The sequence below is a fragment of the Myxococcales bacterium genome, assembly GCA_016703425.1.
Lineage (GTDB): Bacteria > Myxococcota_A > Polyangia > Polyangiales > Polyangiaceae > JADJCA01.
Genome location: JADJCA010000012.1, coordinates 1 through 23,973, shown reverse-complemented (window position 1 = coordinate 23,973; position 23,973 = coordinate 1). Strand labels below are relative to the sequence as shown.

Below are 23,973 nucleotides of genomic sequence, written 5' to 3'. Positions count from 1 at the left end.
GTCGCCGTTCGCATTGCCTTTTTGCCAAAGCCGAGTCACGAGGCGATGCCCTCCAACTCAGCGCGACCGGTGGCGAGGTTGATGTTGCGAAGGGCCGTCGTCGCTGCACCGCCCAAGAGGTTGTCGACCGTCGCCACGAGCGAGAAGGAGCGACCGTCGCGCCCTACCTCAACGCCGCCGACGTGAACGTCGTGCCGACCGCGAATGTCTCGCACCTGCGGCGCTTCGTCCTTCACGGACACGAGAGGCTCGTAGGCCCAGCGAAGGCCCATTCGGTCGACGACGTCGCGACGCGTGACCACGCGATCGAAGCTCCCCGTCAACGTGACAGAAATGCCGCGAAAGAACGGCGCTACGTGGGGCAAGAGCCGCACCGGATGCTCGAGCTCGTGGGCCACCTCGCGCTCGTGAACGTGGTCCACCAGGCAATAGGGCGAAACGTTGTCGCGCAGGCGCTCCGGATCGTTGCGCGGCGATGGCGTGGTGCCGGCGCCGGAGTAGCCGCTGACACCGAAGGCGTAGGCTGTGCCTTCGAGCCATGGGACAAGCGGGTCGAGCGCGATTTCAATGGCCGTGGCGTAGCAGCCCGGATTCGCGATGCGCCGCGCGTTCCTAATCTCGTCGCGGCGGCGCGCCGGAAGACCGTAGACGAAGTCGACGGCGCCACGATGATCAGCGCCGAGATCGAGGACGAGGATGCGTGAGGCGCCTTCGCTCTCTGCGAGCGCCTTGAGCCACGGGCCGGTTTCACCATTGGGCAATGCCAAGACGAGCACGTCGATGGGCTCTCGGAGGCGCTCCGCCGGATTCGGCGACGAGAACACGAGGCCCGGCGGCGCGTGAGCGATGCGCTCGGCGACAGGTCGTCCTGCCGCCGTGGTGGACGTAAGCCACGAAACGGAGATGTCTTTGCGCGCGCCGAAGAGCCCCAAGAGCTCGGCCCCCACGAAGCCGCGACCGCCGACGAGCCCCACCCGTAGCGTGTCTCGCGACGTCATTGCGCCTGGCTCCTCGGCGCCGCGGCCTCAGGGCTCTCCTCCTTGAGCGTCGCCGGCATTTGCAGCGCGCGCTTTACGCAACTCTCGATCTCGCGAAAGTCTGTCATGCCGCAAAAGAAGACCCACCAGCGATCGCCTTTGAAGAGGCCGTCGGCGCTCTGCGCGTACCAGTCGTTGACGGGGTTGTTCGCGCGCGATCGCCAGAAGAGCTTCTTGTGATCGGCGCGCAGCCGATGCCATAGAGACCCGCCGATGCCCTCACCCTGCGCTTCTGGGGTGACGGCAAACTTGTCGAGGTAAGGAACTCCGTCTTCGAGCGTGAGGATGGCCGTGGCCCGATAGGACTCGGCCAGGTACACCGCGAGCGGCTTCTTCGAATCGAAATATCCCGCGTGCAGGCGTTTGCCGAAACACTCCTCCAAGAGGGCGCGCAGCCGCGGCTTGTCCAACTCCGCAAAGCTCGTGTGGCGCCCCACGCGCTCGCCGAGCCGGACCAGCGTGCCGGCGCCGCGATGCGTGAAGAGCTCCTTCGCCAGGTGGTCCGGCGAAGTTATCGACACGGAGGCGGTCTTCGGCAGCTCGGCCAGCATTTCGGCGATGCGCTCGAGGCGTTGCCGATCCGGCGTGGAGAGCGACGCGAACACCTCGTCACGATCCTCGGCGAGGTTGATGGCGGACCGAAGACCGCCGCCGGGCTCGCGAATGCCGCCGCTCTCGGTGAGGTACACGACCTTGTGGGGCCGCAAGTCGACGGCGAGCGCCGACGCGGCGCCGTCGGCGTGCACCACGAGGAGGCGGCCGCCCTCCGTCTCTGCCAACGGTGTGATCACCGGCAGGTGGCCGCTGCGCGCCGCCGAGAGCAACGCCGCCGAGTGCACGCGCACGACGCGCGCAACAGCACCGAGCTTGGCATCCGACTCCTCGATCGCGTCGAAGACGCCCGAGGTAAACGGCCTCGTCCGGGTACCTTGCGACTCAAGCGCGTCGACGAGACGCGCGCTCACGTCGTAGAGCACGCGTCGCGCGATGTCGCGAACCTCGGGCCACATGGGCCTGAGGCCATCAACGCGAGGCGCGACCACGCCCGCCGCCACGAGCGCGCGATCCAGCTGAGGGCTCGCGCCGTGGACAACCACGGGCAAGAGCCCCACGCGCTGGAGGAACGCGAGCGTCGTCGCGAGGCTGTCGATGTTCTCGTCGAGGATCTGCCCGCTCACGCGCACGACGGCGAACTTCGGCGAGCTCGGGCTCGCGTAGTGGCGGAGGTATTGCTCGACCTCCTTCTTGCTGCCGATGTTCGTGAGCAGGGTCACGATCACGTCTTGCGTGGTGCTCACGACGCGAGCTCCGCGAAGGTCGCGAGCGCTCGCCGATAGTCGGCCACCGCCTTGCCGAGGCTCGCCACGTCCACGAACTCATCGGCGCTATGAGCCTGCGCGATGGAGCCCGGTCCGTAGACGAGCGCCGGCACGGCCTCTGCGAAGATGGGTGCCTCGGTCCAGAAGTCTACGGGGCCTCCCTCGTCGACCCGCCAGCGAGCCGCGAGGTCCGCCGACTCCGGTCTTCGTACCAGCGGCTCGCCCACGAAGCTGAGCGCCTGAGTCGCCCCCTCCGGCGCCAAGGCGAGCAGCGACGCCATCACCTCGCGCGGGCTCTCACCAGGCGGGGGCCGAACGCCAAAGCGTACCTCGGCGCGCGCGGCCACCACGTTGGGCTTCTCGCCGCCCTCGATGCGACCGAGGTTAAGCCGCAGGTCTCGGCCACGACCCGCCGCGTCTTCCGCGAAAGCGAGCGCGCGCCCGGCCCAGGCCACGAGTGCATGATTCGCGCTCGCGCGACGCTCCGATGAATGCCCCGCGCTTCCCTCGAAGGTGACGCGCGCCGTCGCCACGCCGCGATGCGACGAGACGACGCGGTTACCTGTCGGCTCGCCGACGATCACAGCCGAGAACCCTCGGGGCTCGGACGCGAACCACCGCGCGCAACGCGCTTGCCCGGCCTCTTCGTCGGTCGTGAACAAGAGCGCCGCCGGCCCATCCCACGAGGCCAACGCCGCGAGGAGCGACGCGGCAGCGCCCTTCGCGTCGCAGGCGCCGAGGCCGTAGGCCTTGTCGCCGACGACGGTGAGCTGAAACGGCTCGTGGGTCCAACCGGGCACGACGGGCACCGTGTCGACATGAACGTTGAAGACGACCGATGGCCGGCCCCTAACGGCGAGGAGCGCGACGCATCCGTCACCGAGGTCGGTGACGCGCGCGTCGAAGCCCGACGGCAGCGTTTCCCGCAAGAGCGCCACGATGCGGTCAACGCGGCGCGGTGGGTTCGTCGAGGGCACGGCGACGAGGGCAGCCAGGTGCCGGAGCGCGAGGGTCTCGTCCTCTGTCACGAGGCGCCTTCCGCGTGGAGCCGTGAGTAGAGCTCCGAGCTCTGGCCGAGCAGGCGCACGAACCCCTCCGCCTCGCGCGCGCCCCAATCGGCTGACTGCGCGTACGTCGCGTCTTTGGCGCGGAGCAGGTGCGGACTCGCGACGGCGACGGCGTGCACGACGCCGCCCTCCGTCTCAAGGACGACGTCGCCGCTCACGAACCGCTGCGAGCTACGAAGGAGCGCCTCGAGATCGGCCTTGAGCGGATCAAAGAAGAACCCGCGGTACACGAGGTCGACCCACTTTTTCGCGGCGAGCGGCTTGAAGCCGTTCTGCTCGCGCGTCATGACGGCCTCTTCGAGGGCGCGATGCGCGACGAGGAGCCCCGTGAGACCGGGTGACTCGAAGACGATGCGGCCCTTCAGGCCGATGGTCGTGTCGCCCGTGTAGATGCCCCTGCCGACGCCGTAGGCGCCGAGGAGACCGTGGAGCGCGCGAAGAAGCGCGGGGCCAGCGAGCCTCTCTCCGTCGAGGGCAACGGCGACGCCTTCTTCAAAGGTCACCTTCACGCGGAGCGGAGCGTGAGGCCACGCGCTGCGAGGTAGCGAGAGCCGGTAGGTGTCGAGCGACGGAGCGCACCACTCGTCGATCTCCGAACCCGAGAGCGTGACGCCGAGGAGGTTCTCGTTGATCGTGTAGCGGCGCTGCGCCTCCGGGACGGAGAAGCCGCGCTTCTCGAGGAACGCTCGCTCGTAGGCGCGGACGCTCTTGTGCTCGCTCTGAATGTCGCGAATGGGCGCGAGGATGCTGAAGTCACCCAGCGAGCGGACCGATACGTCAAAGCGGACCTGATCGTTGCCCATGCCGGTGCAGCCGTGGGCGAAGAGGCGAGTCTTCTCGCTTTTGGCCAAGGCGAGGGCCCGCTCGACGATGACGTACCGATCGGACACGAGCAGCGGGTACTGATCTTGGTAGAGCTGTCCGCCCATCACGAGAGGCACCACCACGTCGCGCCACACGTCGGCCGACGCGTCGACGGTCACGTGCCGCGCGGCGCCGAGCTCGAGGGCGCGGGCCTCGATGGCGCGACGTTCGGCCTCCGCGGCGCCGCCGGTGTCGACGTAGAGGGTCACGACGTCGTGGCCGCGCTCTTTGAGGTACGGAACACAGAAGCTCGTATCGAGCCCACCAGAGAAGGCCAAGACGACCGTGTTGTTTCCGAGGCTCGCGTTCATGACGTGGCTCCCAAGAGGCGCGCCATCAGCGCCTTCTGTACGTGCAGCCGGTTCTCCGCCTCGTCGATGACCAAGGAGCGCGGCGAGCGCACGACCTCGTCAGTCGCCTTCACGTTGCGGCGAAGCGGCAAGCAGTGACTGAAATAGGCGTCGTTGGTCTTCGCCATCTTTGCCGCGTCGACGATGAAATGCCGATGGGCCTCGCGGAGCGGACGCTCATCGTCCCAGCGGCCGAAAAACGGCAGCGCGCCCCAACTCTTGGCGTAGACGACGTCGGCGCCGCGGTATGCGCTGTCGATGTCGTGCGTGACTTCGAGGCTGCGGCCCTGTTCGCGGGCGTAGCCGCGCGCCGCGGTCATGTAGCGCTCGTCGAGGATGAAGTCCTTCGTGGGACACAGGAGCGTCACGTCGAAGCCGAACTTTGCCGCGATGAGGAGCGCCGAGTTTGCCACCGCGGTGTTGAGCGGCCGCGGGTGGTACGTCCACGTGAGCGTGAGCTTCTTCTTGTCGGTCGTTCCGAGCCGCTCCTTGAGCGTCATCATCAGCGCCAGCTCCTGGCAGGGATGCGTGATGGTCTCCATGTTCACGACGGGCACGGTGGCGTGGCGAGCGAAGGCCTCGATGACGCGATCGCGGCGATCCTCCGCCCAGTCCTGGAAGCGCGGGAACGCACGCACGCCAATGAGGTCGACGTAACGCGACAAGACGCGCGCGACCTCTTCGACGTGCTCTTCGGCGTCGCCGTTCATGGTGACGCCGTCGTCGAACTCGATGGGCCACGCGCCCTTCCCGGGCTCGAGGATGACGGCGTGGCCGCCGAGCTCGTGCACGCCGACCTCGAAGGACGTCCGCGTTCGGAGCGAGGGCGCGAAGAAGACGAGCGCGACGCTCTTGCCGCTGAGCGGGCCGGGCCCCGCGGCGCGGGCTCTGGTCTTGCGATGCTCCTTTAGCGTCGCCGCATCGCTGAGGAGCTGCTCGAGTTCGGCGCGCGGCCAGTCGAGGGTCGAGAGGAAGTGGCGCATGCTGCGGCGCGTCAATTACCTCATTTGCTGCGACGCACAATACTTTAAATGAATCATTTCAGAATAGAGCCCGCTACAGGCAGTGCGTCGCATCATTTTCCGGACGAAAGACCAGGAGGCGAGCGTCGCGCCCCGCCGGAGCGCGTGGCAGGGCGTGGCCTGCACCATGGACCATCGAGGCGATCCACCTCTGGCGTGCGACAGCGGCTGAGCGCCTCCCCCGGACTTCCCGCCTGCCGCCCGGTACCGGATCGCTCGCGGATCGCCTCGCCGCTCGTGCGACAAGGCTTCCGTCGGCGAGCGCCTCTGTTGTGGCACGGCGCGTGGATTGACGACCTCCGATGCGTCACCTCACCTTCCGGGCGGTCTCCGCGCGCAGCGCGCTCGTCGCCGTTCTATCGACCGCGCTCTCGGCATGCCAAGGAGACGCACCGCCGACGCAGGCGAGCGTCGGTCCGCTGCAGGCGAGTTGGACCACGGACAAGGCAACCGACCCTGAGGCGGGCGCGTCGCAGGCCGCCCCCGACGAGTACCGCGAGCGCTTCGACGCCTTCGACGCGACCTTTCGCGAAGGCAGGGGCTACGCAGCGCATCCCGACTCGGCGACGCTCGCGTGGGCCGAAGCCTACTTTCTCCAGGGGTACCTCAACATGTATCGCTCGTACCGAGACGCGCGGTACCTCGACAAGCTTGTCGAACACGCGAACTTGATGTTCGCCAACTTGAGCGATCCCGATGGGGACGGTTACCGGGGATGGCAGACGACGGACTACACGGCGCAGCGGCTTGTCAATCGCGGCTTCGAACAAGTGTCCGACGACGATCCGTCGCTGCCGGCGGGTTGGACGGGCTGGAACGGCTCGCGAGTCGCGTTGCGGCCGGAAGCGGTGACCTTCTCGGACGGCAAGCGCGTGCTCGACGTCTTCACCGACCAAAGTCGCGGCTGGCGCGCCGCCGAGCAATTCTTCCCCTACGTGCCGGGCCAGCTCTACGAGGTCTCGTTCTATGGGAAGACCAACGGCGTGGTCGACGGCCGCGTGGACGCGCAAGACGCGACCACGGGGGACTTGCTCGGCACCCGAACGTTCAGCGGAACGACTTGGGGCCGACGCACCTTCCGCTTCCGCTCACCGAATGAAGCGGGGCACAAGCTTCGCCTGCAGCTCTATCACTCGGATTGGAACGTGAGCGACGGCGTGACCACGTTCGACGAGGTGAGCGTGAGGCTCGTCAGTGAATACCTCGTTCACGACGGCCACATCACAGATCCGCTCGCTGCCTTCGTCCTTGAGGTCTACAGCGATCCGTCGCTCGCCCGATACCGGGCGGCGGCCGAACGCATCCGTGTCCTTCTTACCGACGAGTTCATCCCGAAATGGGAGAAGCACTGGAGCGAGGAGGGGCAGACTTACCTTACGCCCACCGACGAGACCTTTGAGGACGGCGCCAGCTACGGCGGAGGGACGAGCCTGCCGCACAACCAGTACCTTCCCTTCGCGAACGTGCTCTTGTCGCTGGGGACGGCGACGTCCAACGCGCGGTGGCTCGCCCGCGCCAACGCGCTCGCTACGACGTTTCGCAAGACCTGGTCGCCCAGCGCGCAATACCCCGGTGCCGCCACCTGGAACTACGCAGACCGCCTCGTCGCACGGGACGCATCGCGTCCGCTGGGCGCCGAGGACACGTCACACGGCAGCATGGACGCGAAGTCGGTGCTTCGATTCTCGCACGCCGGAGTGGTCTTCTCGGCCAGAGACCGCACCGCGGTGACGAGCACGCTCCTCGATGTCATGTGGAACCCGGCGGAGCGGTACTTCGGAAAGACGGTCGCGTCGAACAACGACCCGAAGCTCTCGGACAACCTGTGGGGCTGGTCGATGCTCGCCGAGGTCGACGGGCGCGTGTGGGATCGAACCGCTGAGATCTACCGAACCCTGACCGTCGATGACACGCACCTTTATCGCCTCGAGACGCTCTCGGTCCTCGCCGATTGGAACCCGGAGCGGCTCGTCAACCGCGGCTTCGCCATTGAGGCCGCCTCCGACAAGACGCTCCCGGCGAGGTGGTCCCGCAGCGTTGGCACATCCCCGGAGAACGTCTTTCGTTCGACAGCCGCCGCCGATCGCGCGAGCGGTACAGCGAGCCTCGTCGTCAAGACGACGACCGACAACGTCCGCCAAGGCCTCGAGCAGCCTCTTGGGTATGTGCCCGGGAGAGCCTACCTGCTGGAGCTGACGGCCAAGACCGATGGCCGCGCGCTGGGCCTCGTTGAGGTCGCCGACGCGGCAACGGGTCGCGTCCTCGCCCAGCTGGAGTTTGGCAACACCGAGTGGGCCCAGCATGCGATCCCATGGTTCGCGCCGGACACCGGCGGGCCCATCGTCGTCCGATGCTCCCACGGTCCGGCGACCGGGCCCGCCGGCGGCACAGTGCATTTCGACTCGGTGGAAATGAAGCGCCTTCGCCCGTGGAAGGCGTGGATGACGCTGCCATAAGCCATCACGCGCAGCGGCGCCCGGGACTTCTTTTGTCGATGAAGCGCTGTTAGTTTCCTGACCATGCATCTTCGTCGGCTTTGGGGCCTCGTGTGCCTTCCGGGTCTCCTACCGCTCGCGCAGGCCTGCGTGAGCGATGAGCCTTCGCCTCCGGGCCTCGCGTCGCCAGAGGCCGGCCTGCCGGACACCGCCGCGAGCCCCGGAACCGACGCCGCAGCGAAGGCGCCCGACGGCGGTCCCGTGGTTCCGGACGCCGCCGCGGCGCCCGTAACGGTGTTCGCGCTCGGGCCCAACGGTGAACCGATTGCCGGTGCCAAGGTCGTCGTCGGCGGCACGTCGACGGTCTTGACCGCGGACGCAACCGGCAAGGTCGTCTCCCCGTTTCAGGCGCCAGGGACCGTCACCGTCCAGATGGTCTTCGACGGCTCCGGCTCCGTCGGCACAGACACCGTCGAGTACTTTCACTACGTCGACGTAGAGCCCGGGGACGTGCTCCGGGCGCAGACGTCCTACGCCGCGAAGCCCACGCCACCGCGCCCCGTGTTGGCCAAGATCGACGTCACGCTTCCGGCGCGCGCGGCGGGCAACACCTACTTCGTGAGCATCGGCTGCGACACGGCCATTCCCAAGGTCGGCGCCAACCCGGGCCTCCTCCTCGTGACCGAAAATTGCATCGACGCGGCGGGGAACGTGTCGCTCGTGGCCACCGCCGCCGAGAGCGGAACGGCCGTCGCCGCATGGCAGACGGTCACCATCCCCATCGCGAACGCCGATGCCGGCGCTGGGGACGCCGCGCCCGCTGTGTCGGTCACGCTCCCGCAAGCCTCGTGGGTGGCCGCGACGCCGGCCACCTTGGCGGCGGTCGGTACGCCGATCGCGCAGGCTCTGTCGTTCACCGTCACCGTGGATCAGATGAAGAACGGGCTCTCGTTCCACCACAACGGGCCCGACGAAATCATCGCCAGCACCATGACCGTCGAGCCCATTCCGGGCCCCTTCGCGGACCTCGTGCAAACGATCATGCACGTCGACCTCGATGACATCGACGCGGGAGCGATCACGGGCCTCGGCCCCTTTGTCGCGTACGTCCGTCAGGCACCCCCGCCCATTCCCACGACCGCTGACTACGCCGCGTTCCCACCGCCGCTCTTTGTAACCGCCGTCGGCGCCAACAAGTCGCAACCGCGACTCGAGTGGACCGGCGGAAACAAGGCTGCGGCGGGGGCCGTCGCGGTCTTGGAGGGTGGCGGCTATGCCGACGCCGGCCTCTACGTCGCCGTCCGTTGGAACTTCGTCTTTCCGGCGTCGGCCACCTTCGTCGAGGCGCCTGTGTTGCCCGCCTCGATGACCGTCGCGCCCATCGAAGAGGGCTGGTTCCCGAACGCGCTGGGGATCGTGGAGTCTCCGCAGCTTCCTTCCTACAAAGCTTTCAAGAGCGACGCCGTCCGGTTCATCCCCTACGTGCGGAGCCGAGCCACCAGCGCGTTCCCGAAGGGAGCTTTCGAGGGCAAGATCAGCGGCGTGGGTGCTTTGCCTCCCGGCGGCTGACGCGTCCGGCCCCGGCCCGCCTCGGCCAAGCGCTTGAACTCAGCCGCGCACGCCGCCAACTGTGTGCGCTGGCGTTCGAACCGGTGGCCCCGGCGGCCCACTGGGGGGTGCACCATTGATGCCGGGAAACCTCGGGTTGCCATACGGACCATTTGAACCACTTGGATCGCTTGGACCGTCGCCGGACCCGCCGGACCCGCCGGACCCGCCCGAGCCAGTCGGGCACGGGCGCGGGAGCTCGCCGGCTTTCGCGACCTGAAAGGCCTCCGTGCCCCCGGCGATGGTGAAGCCGATGGCAGCACCGGCCCCAGCGGAGCCGGCGGGAGCGAGGCCCGCGGTCATGATGGTGGTGCCCACCACGACGGCGCTCACGCCGATGTTGTACGCCGTTGAGCCCTTGTCGCTGGCGATCTGGAGAGCCAACCCACCGACCGCAATGGCCCCGCCCCACGCGACGTTCCCGAGCGTTCCCTCGCGATCGAGGCCGCTCACCGGGTTCGAATTGACGTAGACGTAGAGGTTGGTCTGCGCGCCGGCGAAGAGGACCGGGTCCCGCGCCGTGAAGCGCCCCGTGCCGGGCTCGTAGTCGCGCGCGCCGAGGCGCACGAGACCGGTAACCGCATCGGGAATGCCGCCGCCGAAACCGACGGGGAGCTCGAACGCCGTCGGGTCGCCCGCAAGCACGTTTCCGAAGGCGTCGTACTCGACGGACATTTGCACCGTGCCGCCCGCGTCGACGACGATGCGCGGTGTGCCCACGGCATCGCACGCGACGTAGTACCGCGCACCGCTTCGCACGACCGCGTAGAGGCGACCTGCGTCGTCGTAGAAGTACTCGCTGAGCGCCCCCAGTCCGTCGCGGCTGTGCGAGATGCGGAGGCCGCTCGATGCGTAAAGGTACTGCGTCGTCTTGCCGCCCTCGGTGCGGCTCACGCGCCGTCCGAAGCCGTCGTAAGCGTACGTCACGGTCTTGGCCCCGACCGTCGCGCTGATCAGCGTGCCGTCGACGGCGTAGCTGAAGGTGTCGCTGCCGCGGCCGATCATGAACCCGTCGACGTCGAACACGTAGCTGACGCCACCGTTCGTCACGAGTTGGTCCTGCGCGTTGAACGTCGCGCCGACGGTCGGCGCCGAGCCGAGCTGTGCCTGCGTCCGGTTACCATCGACGTCGTAGGCGTACGACTCGACGGTCGCTCCGTCGCGCTTCACGCTGACGAGCTCGCCGTCGAGATCGTAGGTGTACGCGTAGGCGTGCGACACGCCGCCGATGACCTCGGTCTTCGAGGCCAAGCGCCCGTTGTCGTCGTAGGCGCTCGTGACCGAATACTTCACGGTTCCGCCGACGGTCATCGTGCGATCTTGCTCGCGCCCTCGAACGTCGTAGCCGAAGCTCACGGCCAGGGGGCCGGCGCTGTCGGTGATCGCGCTCTCCGCTCGGCCCGGGCCGCCGCGAGCGACGGTGAAAGAACCGCGCGACGTCTCGTTTCCGTCGGCGTCGTAGCCGACCGCTGTCGCGGCGTTGGCGTCGAGTTGCACACTCGTGGGCCAATAGTTCGCGTCGTACGCGATTTGGTACTGGCCGCTCGCGGGTCCGACGAAGGTGCGGGTCGTCACGAGCGGACCGTCGTAGGCCAGCGTGAGCTGCTGCGACGTACCCGTCTTGGGAGCGCGCGTGAGCGTCGCCGTACGCGTCGTCGAGCCCACGTAGCTCCGGAGCGTCGTGAAGTCCGGTGTCGTCACCGACTGCAGGCGGCCCGAGACGTCGCGGCTGACACTCATCGCGCGACCGCTCGCGAGGGTGATGGAGGCCAGCGCCGCGTCCGCGTCATAGGCCCAGGTCGTCGTCGCTCCGCCGGGCGCGACATACTTGGTGCGTCGGCCATCGACGTACTCGAGAGCATGCGCCGCGCCGGCCGGGGTCGTCACCGACGCGAGGTTGCCGGGCCCGTCGTACGCGAGGGCCACCGAGCGACCGCCGGGCGTGACGTAGGATTTGATTCCATCGCGTGCGTCGTAGCTGAACGTGGTCGTCGCGCCGGTGGGCGAGATCACCGTGGCGACCTGTCCGTTGGAGCCATAGGTGAGCTGGGTGGTCTCACCTCCCGTGACGAGCGACGTCGGTCTCCCCGCCGAATTTCGCTGGATTGACGTCGGCGCGAGCGCCGCGTCCAGCTGCACCTGGACGACGAGGCCTTGCGTGTCGTAGCCCATGGTGGTCGTCTGGCCGGAGGGAAGAACGATGGTCCCCGTGCGCGACGACACGTTGTAGGTGCGCGTCGTGGTTCGGCCGTTCACTGTGGACGACGAGGTCTGCGACGTCAGGGTGAGCGGGTCCTTCGGGTCCGCGAGCGTCGAGGTGCGCGCGGACGATTCGGTGCGCTTGAGACCCGAGGGCGTCGTCGTCGTGAAGCTTGTCACGACCGGTGTCTGCAACCCGAAGCGAGTGTCACCGTCGACGGTCCACGTCTGGACGGTGCCGTCGTCCAGCGTGCGGCGCATCACGCCGTTCTGGAAGGACTCCATGGTCCACGTGGCGCCGGCCGGCGTCGTCATCGTGCGCCGCGTGTCTCCCGCGCCGAGCGCCTCGTCCGAGTAGGTCGTCGTCCGACCAAGCGTCGTCGTCGTTGTGACCGTCGTCTTGGTCCCGCTGACGGTCTTGCCGAGCGTCGTCGTGACAGCGCCGGGGCTAGCGTCCCGCACCAAGAGGCCAGCGGCGTCGTAGTCGAAGACGTGCTTCTCACCGTTTCGCTCGGTCAGCGCCGTGAGGAGGCCGTCGGCGTTCATCGTGAGCCCGATGGTCTGCGCCGCGGCGTCGGTGATGGACTTCAAGTGGCCGAACCCATCGACCGCAAGGGTCGTGGTTTGACCGTCCGGCGCGACGATCGCCGTCGGCTGCCCGGCGGCGTCGCGTGGGATGCTGGTCGCGCGATTGTGCGCGTCGGTCACCGTCGTGAGGCGGCCCGCGGCGTCGTAGCCGAAGCGCAGCGTCTTGACGCCGGTCCGTGCGTCGCGCGTCTCCAGGTGGCGGCCCTCGTAGTCGAAGACGTAGAGCTCGTTTCCGCTCTTCGAGGGGAAGACGTATTGGTTCGCGCCGAGGCTCGGGAGCGGCGGAGCGATGCGGCGGATGCGGCTGTTGTAGAGGTCCGCGAAGACGACGCTTCCGTCGGGGAAGAGCTTCACCGAGTTGGGACCATAGATCTGCGCGCGGCGCGCCGGGCCGCTGTCGCCGCTGAAGCCGCCGACGCCTTGCGTGCCTGCGATGGTTCGCACAATCCCGTCGGGCGTGATCTTCCGGATGATGTGATCGTTCGTGTACTCGCCGAAGTAGACCGTCCCATCGCGCGCGACGCTGAAGCCGTGCACCGGCGAGAGCCCTGCGTTGACCGCGAGCCCGCCGTCACCGCTGACGGTGCACGTACCGGTACCGGCGATGAGCCGCACGATGCCGTCGGAGCCAAGTTGCCGAATGCGGCACGTGTGGTCCCCGAAGTAGAGCGTGCCGTCGGGCGCCGCGGCGACGCCGACGGGGTACGTCACGAGGTGCTGCGGTCCCGGTTGACCGACTCCGTTGTTGCCTGCCGTGCCGTTGCCGATCGCGGTCGAGATGAAGCCGTCGGCCGACACCTTGCGGTAGCGATGGTTGTACGTGTCGCCGATGTACAGCGAGCCGTCGGGCGCGAGGTCGATGAAGTAGGGATGATCGAGCTGGGCTGCCTTGGCTGGGCCGCCGTCCCCCGAGAAGCCCGCGCTGCCCGTGCCGGCGTAAGCGTGGATGATCCCGTCGGGCGTGATCTTGCGGATGGGCTGTGGAGCTGCGCGTTGATGGCGAGCCCCTCGTCGCCGTTGTGACCGGAGACGCCCGTTCCCGCGAACGTAGAGATGACCCCGGTGGGACTGACCTTGCGGAGTCGGTGGTTCTGGTAGTCGACGATGAGCATCGACCCGTCGCGCATGGGTTGCGCGATGTGCGGGTTCGCGAGCTGCGCCGCCGTCGCGAGGATGCCGTCGCCGTTGTATCCGAGCGTACCGTTGCCGGCGACGGTGGTGATGGTCTCTCCGAGGCTGTCCGCGCGTTGGCGCGAGCCATCGCCGAAGTACAGCACTCCGTCCCCCAGCGAGTACGTGTGATGGGCCGACAGCAGCCAGCCGCCGAGGCTCGGTGTCGCGGGCACACCGACCGGTCGGGTGAACGTTTGCTGCAGCATGATCTCGCCGCGCGTGCGGTCGGTCGCGATCTGATCACCGGAGAGCTCGGCGAAGGAGCGGATCAGATCCGCGCGCGCCGCCATGTAGACGACCTTGTAGACGTACGCGATCGTGCCGTCGGCGCGTTGCCGGCCCGGCAGCCGGCGACCGAACGCGTCGAGACCGTCCCACGTGAACTTGAAGGTTTGGTTCGGCGAAGCCGCGAATGTCTGCTTGAACGAGCGGCCTGCCACGTTCACCTGCACGTCGATGCGGAGCACGTTCGGCGGGAGCGTGGCGCCCGCGATGGGAACCTCGAAGGAGAAGTCTTCCTTGCGACCGGGCGCGTGCGCCGAGTCGTAGCGGAGCGAGTACGGCGTTCCGGGGATCGGGATGTCTTCCCCGAGCGTCTGATCGTTGCAGCCGATGATGGAGCCGCGCCGTTCGCACGGGTCGTCCTTCTTCGGGGGCGGCGGCGGGCCGGGCGGCGGACCGGCTCCGGGGGGCGGACCGCCACCCCAGTTGAGGTCGTAGCCCGTGAAGTGCGTCAGCGACGCGCGCCAGAACGACGAGCCCGCCGCGTAAGTCTCGGCGATCTTCTGCTGCTCGTGGATCGTGATGCCGAGGCCAGCGAGCGCGCTAGCGTTCGCCGCGATGCCGGAGCCATCGACGTCCAAGTCTGCCGCACCGCTCGTGATCGACAGCACCTTGAGGACGCGGCCGTTCGGCTCCGCCGCCCAGCGACCGAGCTTGCGGTCGTAGTAGCCCACCGGGACGAGCGCACCGACGGGCATGCCGAGGAAGTTGTCGACGTAGGTGGGGACCGGCTGAGAGAAGACGACGGAAGACGCGCCCGCGGCGATGGCTTCGTCGACGCTCAGCTCGACGGCGTACGTGTACTTGCTCGAGGGCGGCAGCGACCCCGGCATGGCCTTGAGCCCTTTGGGGCCGACGGTGTACTCGGTCGCGCGGACGTGGAGCTGCGTCAGCGGCACGAGCGTGGCGCCGATCTTCATGTTCGCCTGCGTGCCAGGCATGAACACCATCGTCGCCTTGCGCGTACCGTCGTCGTCCGTCATGGGCGTCCCCTGCGCCACGACGGGCGTCGTCATGGCGGGCAGGTCCACGGTCGTCACCTTCGCGTCGAGCGCGGTGACGACGATGTCGTCGAGCGCGCGGTACTCTCCCCACGCCGGGTCGACGGTTCGTTGCACGCCGAGGACGCCCGTCTTCGTGAAGTCGAGGACCATGGCCACGCCCCCATTGACCGCCATGTCGAAGGTGCCGTCGGCGTGGGTCGACGTGTGACCAAACTCCGGTCGGCCGACGACGGTGACGCGGACGTCGCTCACGGGGGCGTCGTTGCGATCAATGACGCGACCGCGGAGCGCCGCTGCGTGCTCGGCGACAATCGCCCCCGCCCCAACGCCGACCTGAACAGGGTTCGCGCCCGAGTAGAGAAAGCGGGTCGCCGATGCAGTCGTGGCACCGACGCTCGCCGTCAGCGGAGGTGCCGTCACGTAGTCGTTGCACTTTCCGGTCGTGCAGACGCCGCTCACGCAATCGCTCGGTCCCGCGCATCCCTCGCCGGCCCCGCATGCCGGGCACGTGCCACCGCCGCAGTCGCGACCCGTCTCGGAGCCGTTCTTGACGTGATCGCCGCACGAGGCGGGCTGACACGAACCCGCGGCGCAGACGCCGGTCGCGCAATCCGATGGGACCTTGCAGACGACCCCCACGGCGCAGCCCTCGCAGGTGCCGCCGCAGTCTTTGGCGAGCTCGTCACCGTTCTTGATGCCGTCGGTGCAGGTCGGCGCCGCGCACGAGCTGGTCGTGCACACCAAAGACGCGCAGTCGTTCGGGCCGACGCACGCTTTGTTCGTCGGGCACACGGGGCACGTGGCGCCGCCGCAGTCGGCGTCAGTCTCGGCACCGTTCTTCACGCCGTCGGCGCACGTGGGGGCGGCGCAGACGTTGCCTTTGCACGAGCCCGAGGCGCAGTCGCCGCCCGCGACACATGCCTTGCCGTCCACGCACGCGGCGCACGCGCCGCCGCAATCGGTGTCCGTCTCGGTGCCGTTCTTCGCGCCGTCGGAGCACGTCGGGGCGGGCCCGCTGTCGGGCGTCGGCCCGCTGTCGGCCGGTGGAACCACGACGGCGGGGCATGGCGCGCAGCCGCCGCCGCAGTCGACCGCCGATTCGTCTCCGTTGCGAACACCGTCGCTGCACGACGGCGCGACGCACGTCTTGTTCGTGCACACGCCCGACGCGCAATCGGTCGCGGCGAAACATCCCTTGTTCACCGCGCACGGTGCGCAGGCGCTGCCGCCGCAGTCTACGTCGGTCTCGGCGCCGTTCTGCGCGGAGTCGCCGCACGTGGCCGTCGCTCCTTGCGCGGGAGCCCCCCCCACGCTTGGCGCCTCCTTCGAAGTGCAGGCGACCGCGACGAGGGCGGCCAAAGCGAGGACAACGTCACGGGACGAGAAGCGCATCGGCGCGAGGGCTGCAACGAACATGCCCCGGTCGAGTCGGACCTGGGGCACCAAACGGCCGAGGAATCGGGCCGCTGTGATCGCGCGGATCGCGTGACATGTCGTGGTCGACCCGTGACAGCGGGACAGCGGTGGCCAAGTCGCCGCCCCGAAGCCAGGACGCTAGATTGTCATTCGAGGATTCGGCAGTGACCGGCCGCCGCAACCGATCGCTTCCGCTCTTCGGGCGGCGAGCTGAGTCCCCACCGATCCGTGTAGGACGAAGGAGCGGAGCCGCCGGCGCACCGGCCGGTGAGCGCCCGATTCCTCGGGGCGTGTGTGGGCACGGCGAACGCCCACGCGAGAAATGCGGGATTTCGCAGACCACCGGGTTGGCGAGACCTTTGCAGTTCCCGTCTCTCGGAGGCCGGACATGCGAAAGCTTGCGATGGATCAACTGGACCGCGTCGATGGTGGAATCTCGCTCAACTCGGCGTTGGCCCACTCGACGACCACGAGCGTGAGCGCGCCCGACCCGACCGGCTTTGGCGGGAACGGCGGCGGCTTTCCCTTCGGTGGCGGAGGCTTCCCCTTCCCCGGCGGCGGCTTTGGCGGCATCGGACACCTCTTGCACGATCCCGCCATCGGCGGCGCCGTCAATCAGCTCCTCAACGATCCAACCTTCACGGCGGCCATCGATCAGTTCACCGCCGCGCACCCCGAGCTCTCCGCTCCGCTCGGCACCATCGTGAACGCGCTCGAGCAGCGCACCGATCCGGCCCACGCTACTCAGCCCGGGGCGTTTCACCCCGGCGCGTTCGGTCCCCCGCCCGGCCTCTTCGGGCCGCACGGCTTCGTTCCGCCGCCCGGCGTCCTCGGTTCGCAGGGCTTCGTGCCGCCGCCTGGCATTCTCGGTCCGCAAGGTCTCGTTCCCCCTCCGGCGCCCTTCGCTCCCTTCGCGCCGCACGGCCCGGTGCCGTTCAACCTTGGCGCGATTCCCGGTGGCGCCGTTGCCGCCGGCACGTTGCCAGACGCCACGCAGGCGCCGCTCGGGCCGCTCGCCGGTCTGCCCGGCACGAGCAGCATCACGCTGCCTGATGGCGGCAATGCAACCTACAACCTTTCTGTCACGGGCCCTGGGAGCTACAGCTACTCGTACAGCTACAGCGGGCCTGGCCCGGCGCCCGCCGTCGCGCCAGTGGTTGACCCCGCGGCGACCACGACGGCTGGAGCAACGCCGACGGTGTAAATGCGGACGGTCTGATGCAGACGGCGTGATGCGACGCCGTTGGGAGCGTCCACGGGCAGGGGCACGTTCACGTGTACGAGGGACAGCGGGAGGATGGCTACGGGAGGGCTTTGCCCATCACGTGGTAGCCCTTGTCCACGTAGAGCGTCGTGCCCGTGACGCCGCGGCCGAGGGGCGAGAGCAAGAAGAGCGCGGCGTGCGCGACCTCCTCTGCCGAGAGCGCTTCCGGCAAGGGCGAGTTGTGCTTCACGTAGCTCACCATGTCTTCGATGATGCCGATGGCGCTGGCGGCGCGGCTCGCGTAGGGCCCCGCCGAGATCGTGTTGACGCGGAAGCCGTGCTTTCGACCGGCTTCGAAGGCGAGCGTTCGCGTGTCGCTCTCGAGCGCGGCCTTCGCCGACGACATGCCGCCGCCGTAGCCGGGGATCACGCGCTCGCTCGCCATGTACGTGAGCGACACGAAGGAGCCGCCTTCGCGCATGAGCGGCGCGAAGGCCCGCACCATCGAGACCATCGAGTAGGCGCTGATGCCGACGGCGTCGAGGTAGCCCTTGCGGCTCGTGTCGAGCAGCGCGTTCTTGACCTCCGGCGCGTTGCCGAGTGAGTGCACCACGTAGTCGAAGGGACGCTCGCCCAACTCCGACGCCAAGAGCGCCGCGGCGCCTTGGATGGAGAAGTCGCCCTTGTCCTTGTAGCGTGGCGACTCGCGAAGCTCGGCCGGCGCGTCGTCGAGCGCGTCGAAGGCGGCGTCGAAGGCGACGATCTTCTCGAACTCGAGGAGCGTTCCGCGGGAGAGCTTGCGCGACTCGTCGAGCTTTCCGCGGCGAAGCAGCGTGAGGAAGATGTTCATGGCGGGGGGCCATGTGCCCACGCACACGCTGGCGCCGGCCTCGGCGAGCGTCTTGGCGATGGCGAAGCCGAAGCCGCCGTCGTCAGCGACGCCGGCGACGAAGGCGCGTTTGCCCGACAGGTCGATGGGAAACACGGCGCTACCTCAGACGACGAAGTCGAGGAGCTGAAGCCGCGTCATGTAGTCCTCGAGCATCTTCCGATACTCGTCGATGAAGCCGTCCATGCGGACGACCACGCCGTCTTTGCCGGTGCGTTGAATGACACCGCTCACGGCCATCTCGCCGGCGGGGAGGATCAAGACGGCGCTCCACTCGCCGCCGTCCTTCGGCATCTCGGCGCCGGGCGCGACCTTGAGGAAGCCGTCGGAGACCTCGGCGACGTCGTGCAGCGCACCGTTGTCGAGGCGCACCTTGGCGGGGAACTTGGGGTGCGGCACCACGCGGTAGTGGGCGCGTCGGTTGTGCTCGATGAGGTCGTCCAGGGCCTCGAAGATCGGCTTGGAGATCTCCGTCTCGACGCTCTGCAGCACGAGGTCGCGGAGCTTCTTCATCGCCTTCTGCGTGCGGATGATGTTCCACCGCATCTGCTCGATGCGCATGTCGTCACGGCGGATCTTGTCGGACACGAGGCCCAATAGGTTTTGATAGAACGACAGACCCAAGGGGCCGTGGCTCTCGAAGAACGAGAGGAGCTGCGCAACGGGAACGCTGTAGAGCTCGACCTCGGTGGCCGTGACGGCGGTCACGTTGCGCGGGTGGCTCGTGATGGCGCCGAGCTCACCGACGGGCGCCAGCGGCCGCAGGCGGAACCGCTCCTCCTCGCCCTCGAGGAGGCTGATCTCTCCCTTGAAGAGGAGCACGAGCCGCGTCGGAACTTCGCCCACTTGGAAGAGCGTCTTGCCCGCCGGGAGCGTCTCCTTCGCGAAGGTGCCGATGAGCTCGGTGAGCTGAGCGTCCTTGATGTCGCGAAACAGCGGGAGGGTGCGAAGGTCAGACGGCTGAATCATGGGAACGTCCTGTCTGGCAGAGCGGCGTGGAGAGCGCGGGTACCGGCCAAAGAGCCGGGCAGAACCCGCGTTTTGCCGCCCGCGTTTGCCGCCCACGTTTTGGGGCCGCAGCAGCTTACTTACGGGGCGGGGCCGGCGGAAGCGTATTCGGCCATGGGCGCGACCGGGCTAGGATCCGAGACCATGACCGACTCCGTCGACCCCGAAGAGCTCGGCGAGCCCAACCAAGAGACGCAGAGAGCCGTGAATGAGCACATGGCAAGGCACGGCTTCAAAGCCACCGGCTCGGTTCTGCAGCCTGCCCACGAGCAGCGCTTCGTCTACACGACGGTGCACCTCTGCGCGCCCACGGAACAGCGTCCGATGGTCACGATGTACACGACGGGCATGAGCGACCGAGAGATGGTCGTCGATGCGGGAAGCGACGGTCGACGCCACGCCGAGCTCGTGATGTTCCTGCCCCCCGACTGGCCCATCGACGGCGCCGGCGGCGTTTCCGACGACGCGCGCCTCGCGTGGTCCGTGCAATGGCTCGAGGGCCTCACGCGGTACCCGCATCTCTCGAAGCGCGGCGTGGGCCCCGGGCACTTGATTCCAACGGGTCAGGACGAGCCGCTGGCCGGCACCAAGTTCACGGCCTTCGTGCTCCTCGAACCGACCACCCTGCCCTTCGCGATTCCGACGCAGGACGGACGCGAGATCAAGCTCCTCACGCTGTTTCCGCTCTACCCCGAGGAGGTGACGCTCAAGCGCAAGGCTGGCATGAGCGCGCTGCTCACACGACTCCGCGAGGCAGGCATCGGCGACCTCGCTGAGCCGGCTCGACGGAACGTCGGAGCCGTCACCAGCAAGCCGTTCTGGAAGTTCTGGTGACTCAGCGTGCTGCGGTCGGGGGCTCGAGGGACGCCTCGGCAAGGGCCTTGGCCGTGTCCGTGTTGGGCGTGTAGGCGCTGACGATCGTGCCGAACGGCTCGGCCGTGGTGCAGTTCGCGCCCTTCGGCGTCTTCTTGCATGCCAAGGGGCCAATCTTCCCGTCCTGGGAGACTTCCAAGAGCAGCTCCGCGACGCGGCCGTTCACGCCAAACGTCACCGGCTTGGGCGAAGACGAATACGGCACGAGTGCCCCCGACGCGTCCTTCACCAAGCTCGCCTCGACGAGCAGGCTGAACGAGCAGGAGCCGGGCTTTGCGCCGCTCTTGTCACACGTGATGCCCTGCCCGTCGGCGGTACTCGTCTTGATCTCGGCTCCGACCGCCGCCGGGTTCAGCGGCAGCGGCGTCATCTTGGGATGATTCAAGACCGCGGCGGGTACGTCGAAGTGATCGCTGTACACCCTCACCATCGCGGGAATGGGCCACCCTTGGGGCTTCGTCTTCTCCCCTGTGTCGCGGCACGTGCCGAGGAAGCCGATGCTGATGCAGTTGCCTAGGGCGCCTTCATCGGTGTCGCTCTCTTCGCTGGAGGAGGAGCCGCAACCGGCAACGAGGGACAGCGCCAACAGGGAGGTGAGCCATCGGTTCATGGCGAGCGTGAAAGCGACGGGCGTGCTCAAGAGCCGCGGCCGCGGTTTCCGCGTGCCGCGGTGAGGTCCGGCGGCCCCTCGGGCTCCCGGTGAAGCTGAGATCGCCACTGTGTAAGCGCGCTCGCAAAGCGGCGCTCATCGGCCGCCAGCCGTCTGCGCGGCCTCGCGCGCCGGCTGCAACACCGCTATAGGGACCTCATGAGCGCGCGCCTCTCCGTGTTGACCCGACGTTGCCTGCTCCTCCTCGGCTGCCCGCTGGTGGTCGCCGTCGCGTGTGGCGATTCCGACGAGACGAGCGGCTCATCGCCGACGACCGACGGAGGTCTCGCGCTCGGCGATGCGGGAACGGCGACCGACGCCGCCACCGCGACCGACGGCGCCACGCCGACAGAAGCCGCGACGCCAGAGGCCGCGGTCGATGCGCCGACGAGCGGTTGCGCCGTGGCCAACGGAGGCTGCGGCGCCAACGCGACCTGCAGCGAGCCGGCAGGCAAGATCACCTGCACATGCAAAGACGGGTTCGTCGGCGACGGCGGGACTTGCGCCGACGTGGCGGCGACGCTCGTGGGCCTAAGGTGGGAGCTACCGTGCACGGCGCCCAACGCGAACGCTTCGCTGTGCGGAGCGGCGGCGGCACCGGTGGTGAAGACGGCCACGCTCTCCGGCGCGCCAGGCACCACCTACGCCGTCACGTTGCGCTTCCGCGGCATCATTGAACCGAACGCGTACTCGGGCGGGTCTGCGACGGGCTTCTTCTACACGGGCGGCGCCGCGTCGGATCCTTACGCCAACATCTACGAGCTCAAGGTCTCGGCGCCCGTGACGAAGTACTTCGTCAACGCAGGCACCGTTCGTCCTTCCAATGATCTGTACTGCGAGACCATCGACTACACAGCCACCGTCGACATGACGGCGGGAGCGACGGTCACGCTGACGGCGAACCCTCGCGACGCGTTGCAGATCAAGAATCGAAACCAAGCGGGCACGGCCCTCGTGGTGCCCAACGTTCCGCCGGCGCCGGCGGCCTTCGATGGCCAGTTCGTGCAGATGGACGTCGTGTCCATCGTCGGGAAGTAGCGTTCGTCCGCCGCCGCTCTCGGGTGGCAGCCGCTCTGCGCTTCGAAGGCCCGGCGAGGATCCGCTAGGCTGCGCCGATGGGGTCCCTTGAGGAAGCCGAACACCTCGCGCGGATACGGGTGACGGAGCTCGGCGAGGCGAAGACGGCGTTCCCTCCGACCGCAACGTTTCGGCCCTCCGCTCATCCCGAAGATCAGGCTGACGTGCGCGATGCGCTGCCGCGGATCGTGCTGGACCGCACCGGCACGGCCGACGGCGCACCCCTCGGGCCGGCCGAGTTCCAGGTTCGCTCCACCATCGGCGAGGGCGGCATGGGCCGCGTTCATCTCGTCCGCCAGCGCTCGCTCGATCGGGATGTGGCCGTCAAAACCCTGAAGGGCGATCTGCGCCCGTCCGCCGCAGCGGCGCTCTTGCGAGAGGCGCGCCTCACCGGATCGCTGGAGCATCCGGGGGTGATCCCCGTCCACGCCTTGGGCGTCGACGAAGCAGGCCTTCCGCTCTTGGTCATGAAGCGCGTTGAGGGCGTCGACTGGAGGGCGCTCTTGGAGCGCGAGAGCACGACGTCGTCGTCGGAGTATGAACGGCTGGAGAGGAACGTCGAGATCCTCATCGACGTGTGCGAGACGCTCGAGTTCGCGCACAGCCGCGGCATCGTTCATCGCGACATCAAGCCCGAGAACGTGATGGTCGGACGCTACGGCGAGGTCTACCTCGTCGACTGGGGCATCGCGACGCGCGCCGATCAGGACATCGCGCGAAGTGCCTTCGCGGGCACGCCTTCGACGATGGCGCCAGAGATGGTGACCGGCGAGCCCGTCGACGCGAGGACCGATGTCTATCTCCTCGGCGCGACGCTCCACGAAGTCCTGACGGGAACGCCGCGGCACGACGCGAGCGATCTGATGACGGCGCTCAAGTCCGCCGCGCTCTCGAAGCCCGTGAGCTACGACGACGCGGTGCCGACACGCCTCGCCGACTTATGCAATCGCGCCACTGCGCGCGACCGTGCGGCGCGACCCCAGACGGCGCGAGCCTTCGCCGACGAGCTCCGCGGATTTTTGCGTCATCGAACCGCCGTGTCGTTGGCGGACGCCGCCGCCGAGCGCCTCGACGACTTGGAGGCGATGCTCCGGGCGAGCGGGCCCGGGGCGCCCGCCGAGCTGGCAGTGGCCTATCGCCTCGGCTCGGAGGCGCGCTTCGGCTTCACGCAATGCCTCCGCGAGCATCCCGACTTCGCGGCGGCAGACGCAGGGCTCCAGCGTTGTTTGGCCGCGCTCGTCGAGCTGGAGCTACGTCAAGAGCACGCCGAGAGCGCGGCGGCGCTCGTGGACGAGATGCGCGCGCCGCCGCGGGAGCTAGCCGAGCGCGTCGCCAAGGCCGCGCAAGACAAGCGAGAGCGCGAACGCGAGACAGAGCGCCTCCGCGCGATGGCGAAGGCACTAGATCCGCAGGGCAGCCCCGCGCTTCGCCGCGCCTTCCTTGGGACGAGCGTCGCGCTGTTGGTGGTGATCGCCGTCGCCGTTGGGAGCGGCGCCCTGGGCGACCTCACGCCCCGCGTGCTCTTGATGGTAGGAGCGTTCGTGACCGCGGCGTTTTCTGCGTTCTACGTCGTGCTCGGCCGCGACGCGACCATCAACACGTTCAACCGACGTCTCGGCAGGGTCGCCGTCGTTGCCGCGGCGGGCCTCCTCCTAAACCGAGGCATGGGCGTGATGTTGGACACCCCCGTCGCGGAAACGCTCGCGCGCGACCTGTCGTTGTTCGTCGTGGCGAGCAGTGTCGTGGCCGCGACCGTCGACATCGAGTTCGCGTGGGTCGCGGCTCCGTGCCTCGCGGGCGCGTTTCTGATTCCGCGCTATGGCCCCTACAGCCAGCAAATCTTCTCCGTCGCCTTGATGCTCGCCGTCGCCGCCGCCGCGTTCATCCTGCGGACGCGTCGAGGCGAGCG

At 68.4% G+C, this 23,973-nt stretch carries 16 protein-coding genes; 6 read left to right on the top strand and 10 right to left on the bottom strand.

Annotated elements, in window-relative coordinates; genetic code table 11:
* Positions 1-35 precede the first annotated feature (35 nt).
* From IPG50_23050 to IPG50_23030, 5 genes are read right to left on the bottom strand one after another with little or no spacing between them, the layout of a single operon-like run.
* On the bottom strand, positions 36-998 hold the full coding sequence (locus IPG50_23050; protein ID MBK6695060.1) for an N-acetyl-gamma-glutamyl-phosphate reductase: 963 nt from the start codon (positions 996-998) through the stop codon (positions 36-38).
* Positions 995-2,335: an acetylglutamate kinase gene (locus IPG50_23045; protein MBK6695059.1), complete on the bottom strand. Its 1,341-nt coding sequence runs from the start codon at positions 2,333-2,335 to the stop codon at positions 995-997. Before IPG50_23045 ends, IPG50_23050 begins: the two co-directional genes overlap by 4 nt.
* Positions 2,332-3,384, bottom strand: a complete 1,053-nt coding sequence (locus IPG50_23040; protein ID MBK6695058.1) for a M20/M25/M40 family metallo-hydrolase — start codon at positions 3,382-3,384, stop codon at positions 2,332-2,334. Before IPG50_23040 ends, IPG50_23045 begins: the two co-directional genes overlap by 4 nt.
* The gene (locus IPG50_23035; GenBank protein ID MBK6695057.1) at positions 3,381-4,598 is read right to left on the bottom strand and encodes an argininosuccinate synthase; all 1,218 of its coding nucleotides are present in this window, start codon (positions 4,596-4,598) and stop codon (positions 3,381-3,383) included. Before IPG50_23035 ends, IPG50_23040 begins: the two co-directional genes overlap by 4 nt.
* On the bottom strand, positions 4,595-5,620 hold the full coding sequence (locus IPG50_23030; protein ID MBK6695056.1) for an N-acetylornithine carbamoyltransferase: 1,026 nt from the start codon (positions 5,618-5,620) through the stop codon (positions 4,595-4,597). Before IPG50_23030 ends, IPG50_23035 begins: the two co-directional genes overlap by 4 nt.
* Positions 5,621-5,961: 341 nt before the next feature.
* Between IPG50_23030 and IPG50_23025 the strand changes: the two genes are divergently transcribed.
* A complete protein-coding gene (locus IPG50_23025) occupies positions 5,962-8,115 on the top strand; it encodes a hypothetical protein (protein MBK6695055.1) in 2,154 nt (717 codons plus the stop codon).
* A 63-nt stretch (positions 8,116-8,178) separates the two neighbouring features.
* Positions 8,179-9,663, top strand: coding sequence for a hypothetical protein (locus tag IPG50_23020; GenBank protein ID MBK6695054.1), 1,485 nt, complete (start codon positions 8,179-8,181; stop codon positions 9,661-9,663).
* 39 nt (positions 9,664-9,702) lie between these two features.
* Here the strand turns inward: IPG50_23020 and IPG50_23015 are convergent, their stop codons facing one another.
* Together IPG50_23015 and IPG50_23010 are read right to left on the bottom strand one after the other, a co-directional pair.
* Positions 9,703-13,287, bottom strand: a complete 3,585-nt coding sequence (locus IPG50_23015; protein MBK6695053.1) for a hypothetical protein — start codon at positions 13,285-13,287, stop codon at positions 9,703-9,705.
* Positions 13,197-16,340, bottom strand: a complete 3,144-nt coding sequence (locus tag IPG50_23010) for a hypothetical protein (protein MBK6695052.1) — start codon at positions 16,338-16,340, stop codon at positions 13,197-13,199. The genes IPG50_23015 and IPG50_23010 overlap by 91 nt, the downstream gene beginning before the upstream one ends.
* A gap of 412 nt (positions 16,341-16,752) precedes the next feature.
* On the opposite strand from IPG50_23010, the gene IPG50_23005 reads away from it, so the two are divergent.
* Entirely contained in the window at positions 16,753-17,568 is an 816-nt protein-coding gene (locus IPG50_23005; GenBank protein MBK6695051.1) for a hypothetical protein, read from the top strand.
* A gap of 97 nt (positions 17,569-17,665) precedes the next feature.
* Here the strand turns inward: IPG50_23005 and IPG50_23000 are convergent, their stop codons facing one another.
* Positions 17,666-18,553: an enoyl-[acyl-carrier-protein] reductase gene (locus IPG50_23000; protein MBK6695050.1), complete on the bottom strand. Its 888-nt coding sequence runs from the start codon at positions 18,551-18,553 to the stop codon at positions 17,666-17,668.
* A gap of 9 nt (positions 18,554-18,562) precedes the next feature.
* Positions 18,563-19,426 (bottom strand): Crp/Fnr family transcriptional regulator, encoded by an 864-nt coding sequence (locus IPG50_22995; GenBank protein MBK6695049.1) that lies wholly within the window; start codon positions 19,424-19,426, stop codon positions 18,563-18,565.
* Between the two features lie 183 nt (positions 19,427-19,609).
* Between IPG50_22995 and IPG50_22990 the strand changes: the two genes are divergently transcribed.
* Positions 19,610-20,299, top strand: coding sequence for a suppressor of fused domain protein (locus IPG50_22990; protein MBK6695048.1), 690 nt, complete (start codon positions 19,610-19,612; stop codon positions 20,297-20,299).
* Between the two features lies 1 nt (position 20,300).
* Here the strand turns inward: IPG50_22990 and IPG50_22985 are convergent, their stop codons facing one another.
* The gene (locus tag IPG50_22985; protein ID MBK6695047.1) at positions 20,301-20,948 is read right to left on the bottom strand and encodes a hypothetical protein; all 648 of its coding nucleotides are present in this window, start codon (positions 20,946-20,948) and stop codon (positions 20,301-20,303) included.
* Between the two features lie 198 nt (positions 20,949-21,146).
* Here IPG50_22985 and IPG50_22980 point away from each other — a divergent pair, with 198 nt between their 5' ends.
* Both IPG50_22980 and IPG50_22975 read left to right on the top strand, forming a co-directional pair.
* A complete protein-coding gene (locus tag IPG50_22980) occupies positions 21,147-22,025 on the top strand; it encodes a hypothetical protein (GenBank protein MBK6695046.1) in 879 nt (292 codons plus the stop codon).
* Positions 22,026-22,102: 77 nt separating this feature from the next.
* Positions 22,103-23,973: serine/threonine protein kinase (locus IPG50_22975; protein MBK6695045.1), on the top strand; the 1,871-nt coding region annotated here is incomplete at its 3' end.

What these genes read in the sequence shown, in the direction of transcription:
- IPG50_23005 (MBK6695051.1), top strand. Translation starts at nt 16,753, where the DNA reads ATGCGAAAGCTTGCGATGGATCAACTGGACCGCGTCGATGGTGGAATC.
- IPG50_23025 (MBK6695055.1), top strand. Translation starts at nt 5,962, where the DNA reads ATGCGTCACCTCACCTTCCGGGCGGTCTCCGCGCGCAGCGCGCTCGTC.
- IPG50_23030 (MBK6695056.1), bottom strand. Translation starts at nt 5,620, where the DNA reads ATGCGCCACTTCCTCTCGACCCTCGACTGGCCGCGCGCCGAACTCGAG.
- IPG50_22990 (MBK6695048.1), top strand. Translation starts at nt 19,610, where the DNA reads ATGACCGACTCCGTCGACCCCGAAGAGCTCGGCGAGCCCAACCAAGAG.
- IPG50_23020 (MBK6695054.1), top strand. Translation starts at nt 8,179, where the DNA reads ATGCATCTTCGTCGGCTTTGGGGCCTCGTGTGCCTTCCGGGTCTCCTA.
- IPG50_23050 (MBK6695060.1), bottom strand. Translation starts at nt 998, where the DNA reads ATGACGTCGCGAGACACGCTACGGGTGGGGCTCGTCGGCGGTCGCGGC.
- IPG50_23035 (MBK6695057.1), bottom strand. Translation starts at nt 4,598, where the DNA reads ATGAACGCGAGCCTCGGAAACAACACGGTCGTCTTGGCCTTCTCTGGT.
- IPG50_22995 (MBK6695049.1), bottom strand. Translation starts at nt 19,426, where the DNA reads ATGATTCAGCCGTCTGACCTTCGCACCCTCCCGCTGTTTCGCGACATC.
- IPG50_22980 (MBK6695046.1), top strand. Translation starts at nt 21,147, where the DNA reads ATGAGCGCGCGCCTCTCCGTGTTGACCCGACGTTGCCTGCTCCTCCTC.
- IPG50_22985 (MBK6695047.1), bottom strand. Translation starts at nt 20,948, where the DNA reads ATGAACCGATGGCTCACCTCCCTGTTGGCGCTGTCCCTCGTTGCCGGT.
- IPG50_23010 (MBK6695052.1), bottom strand. Translation starts at nt 16,340, where the DNA reads ATGCGCTTCTCGTCCCGTGACGTTGTCCTCGCTTTGGCCGCCCTCGTC.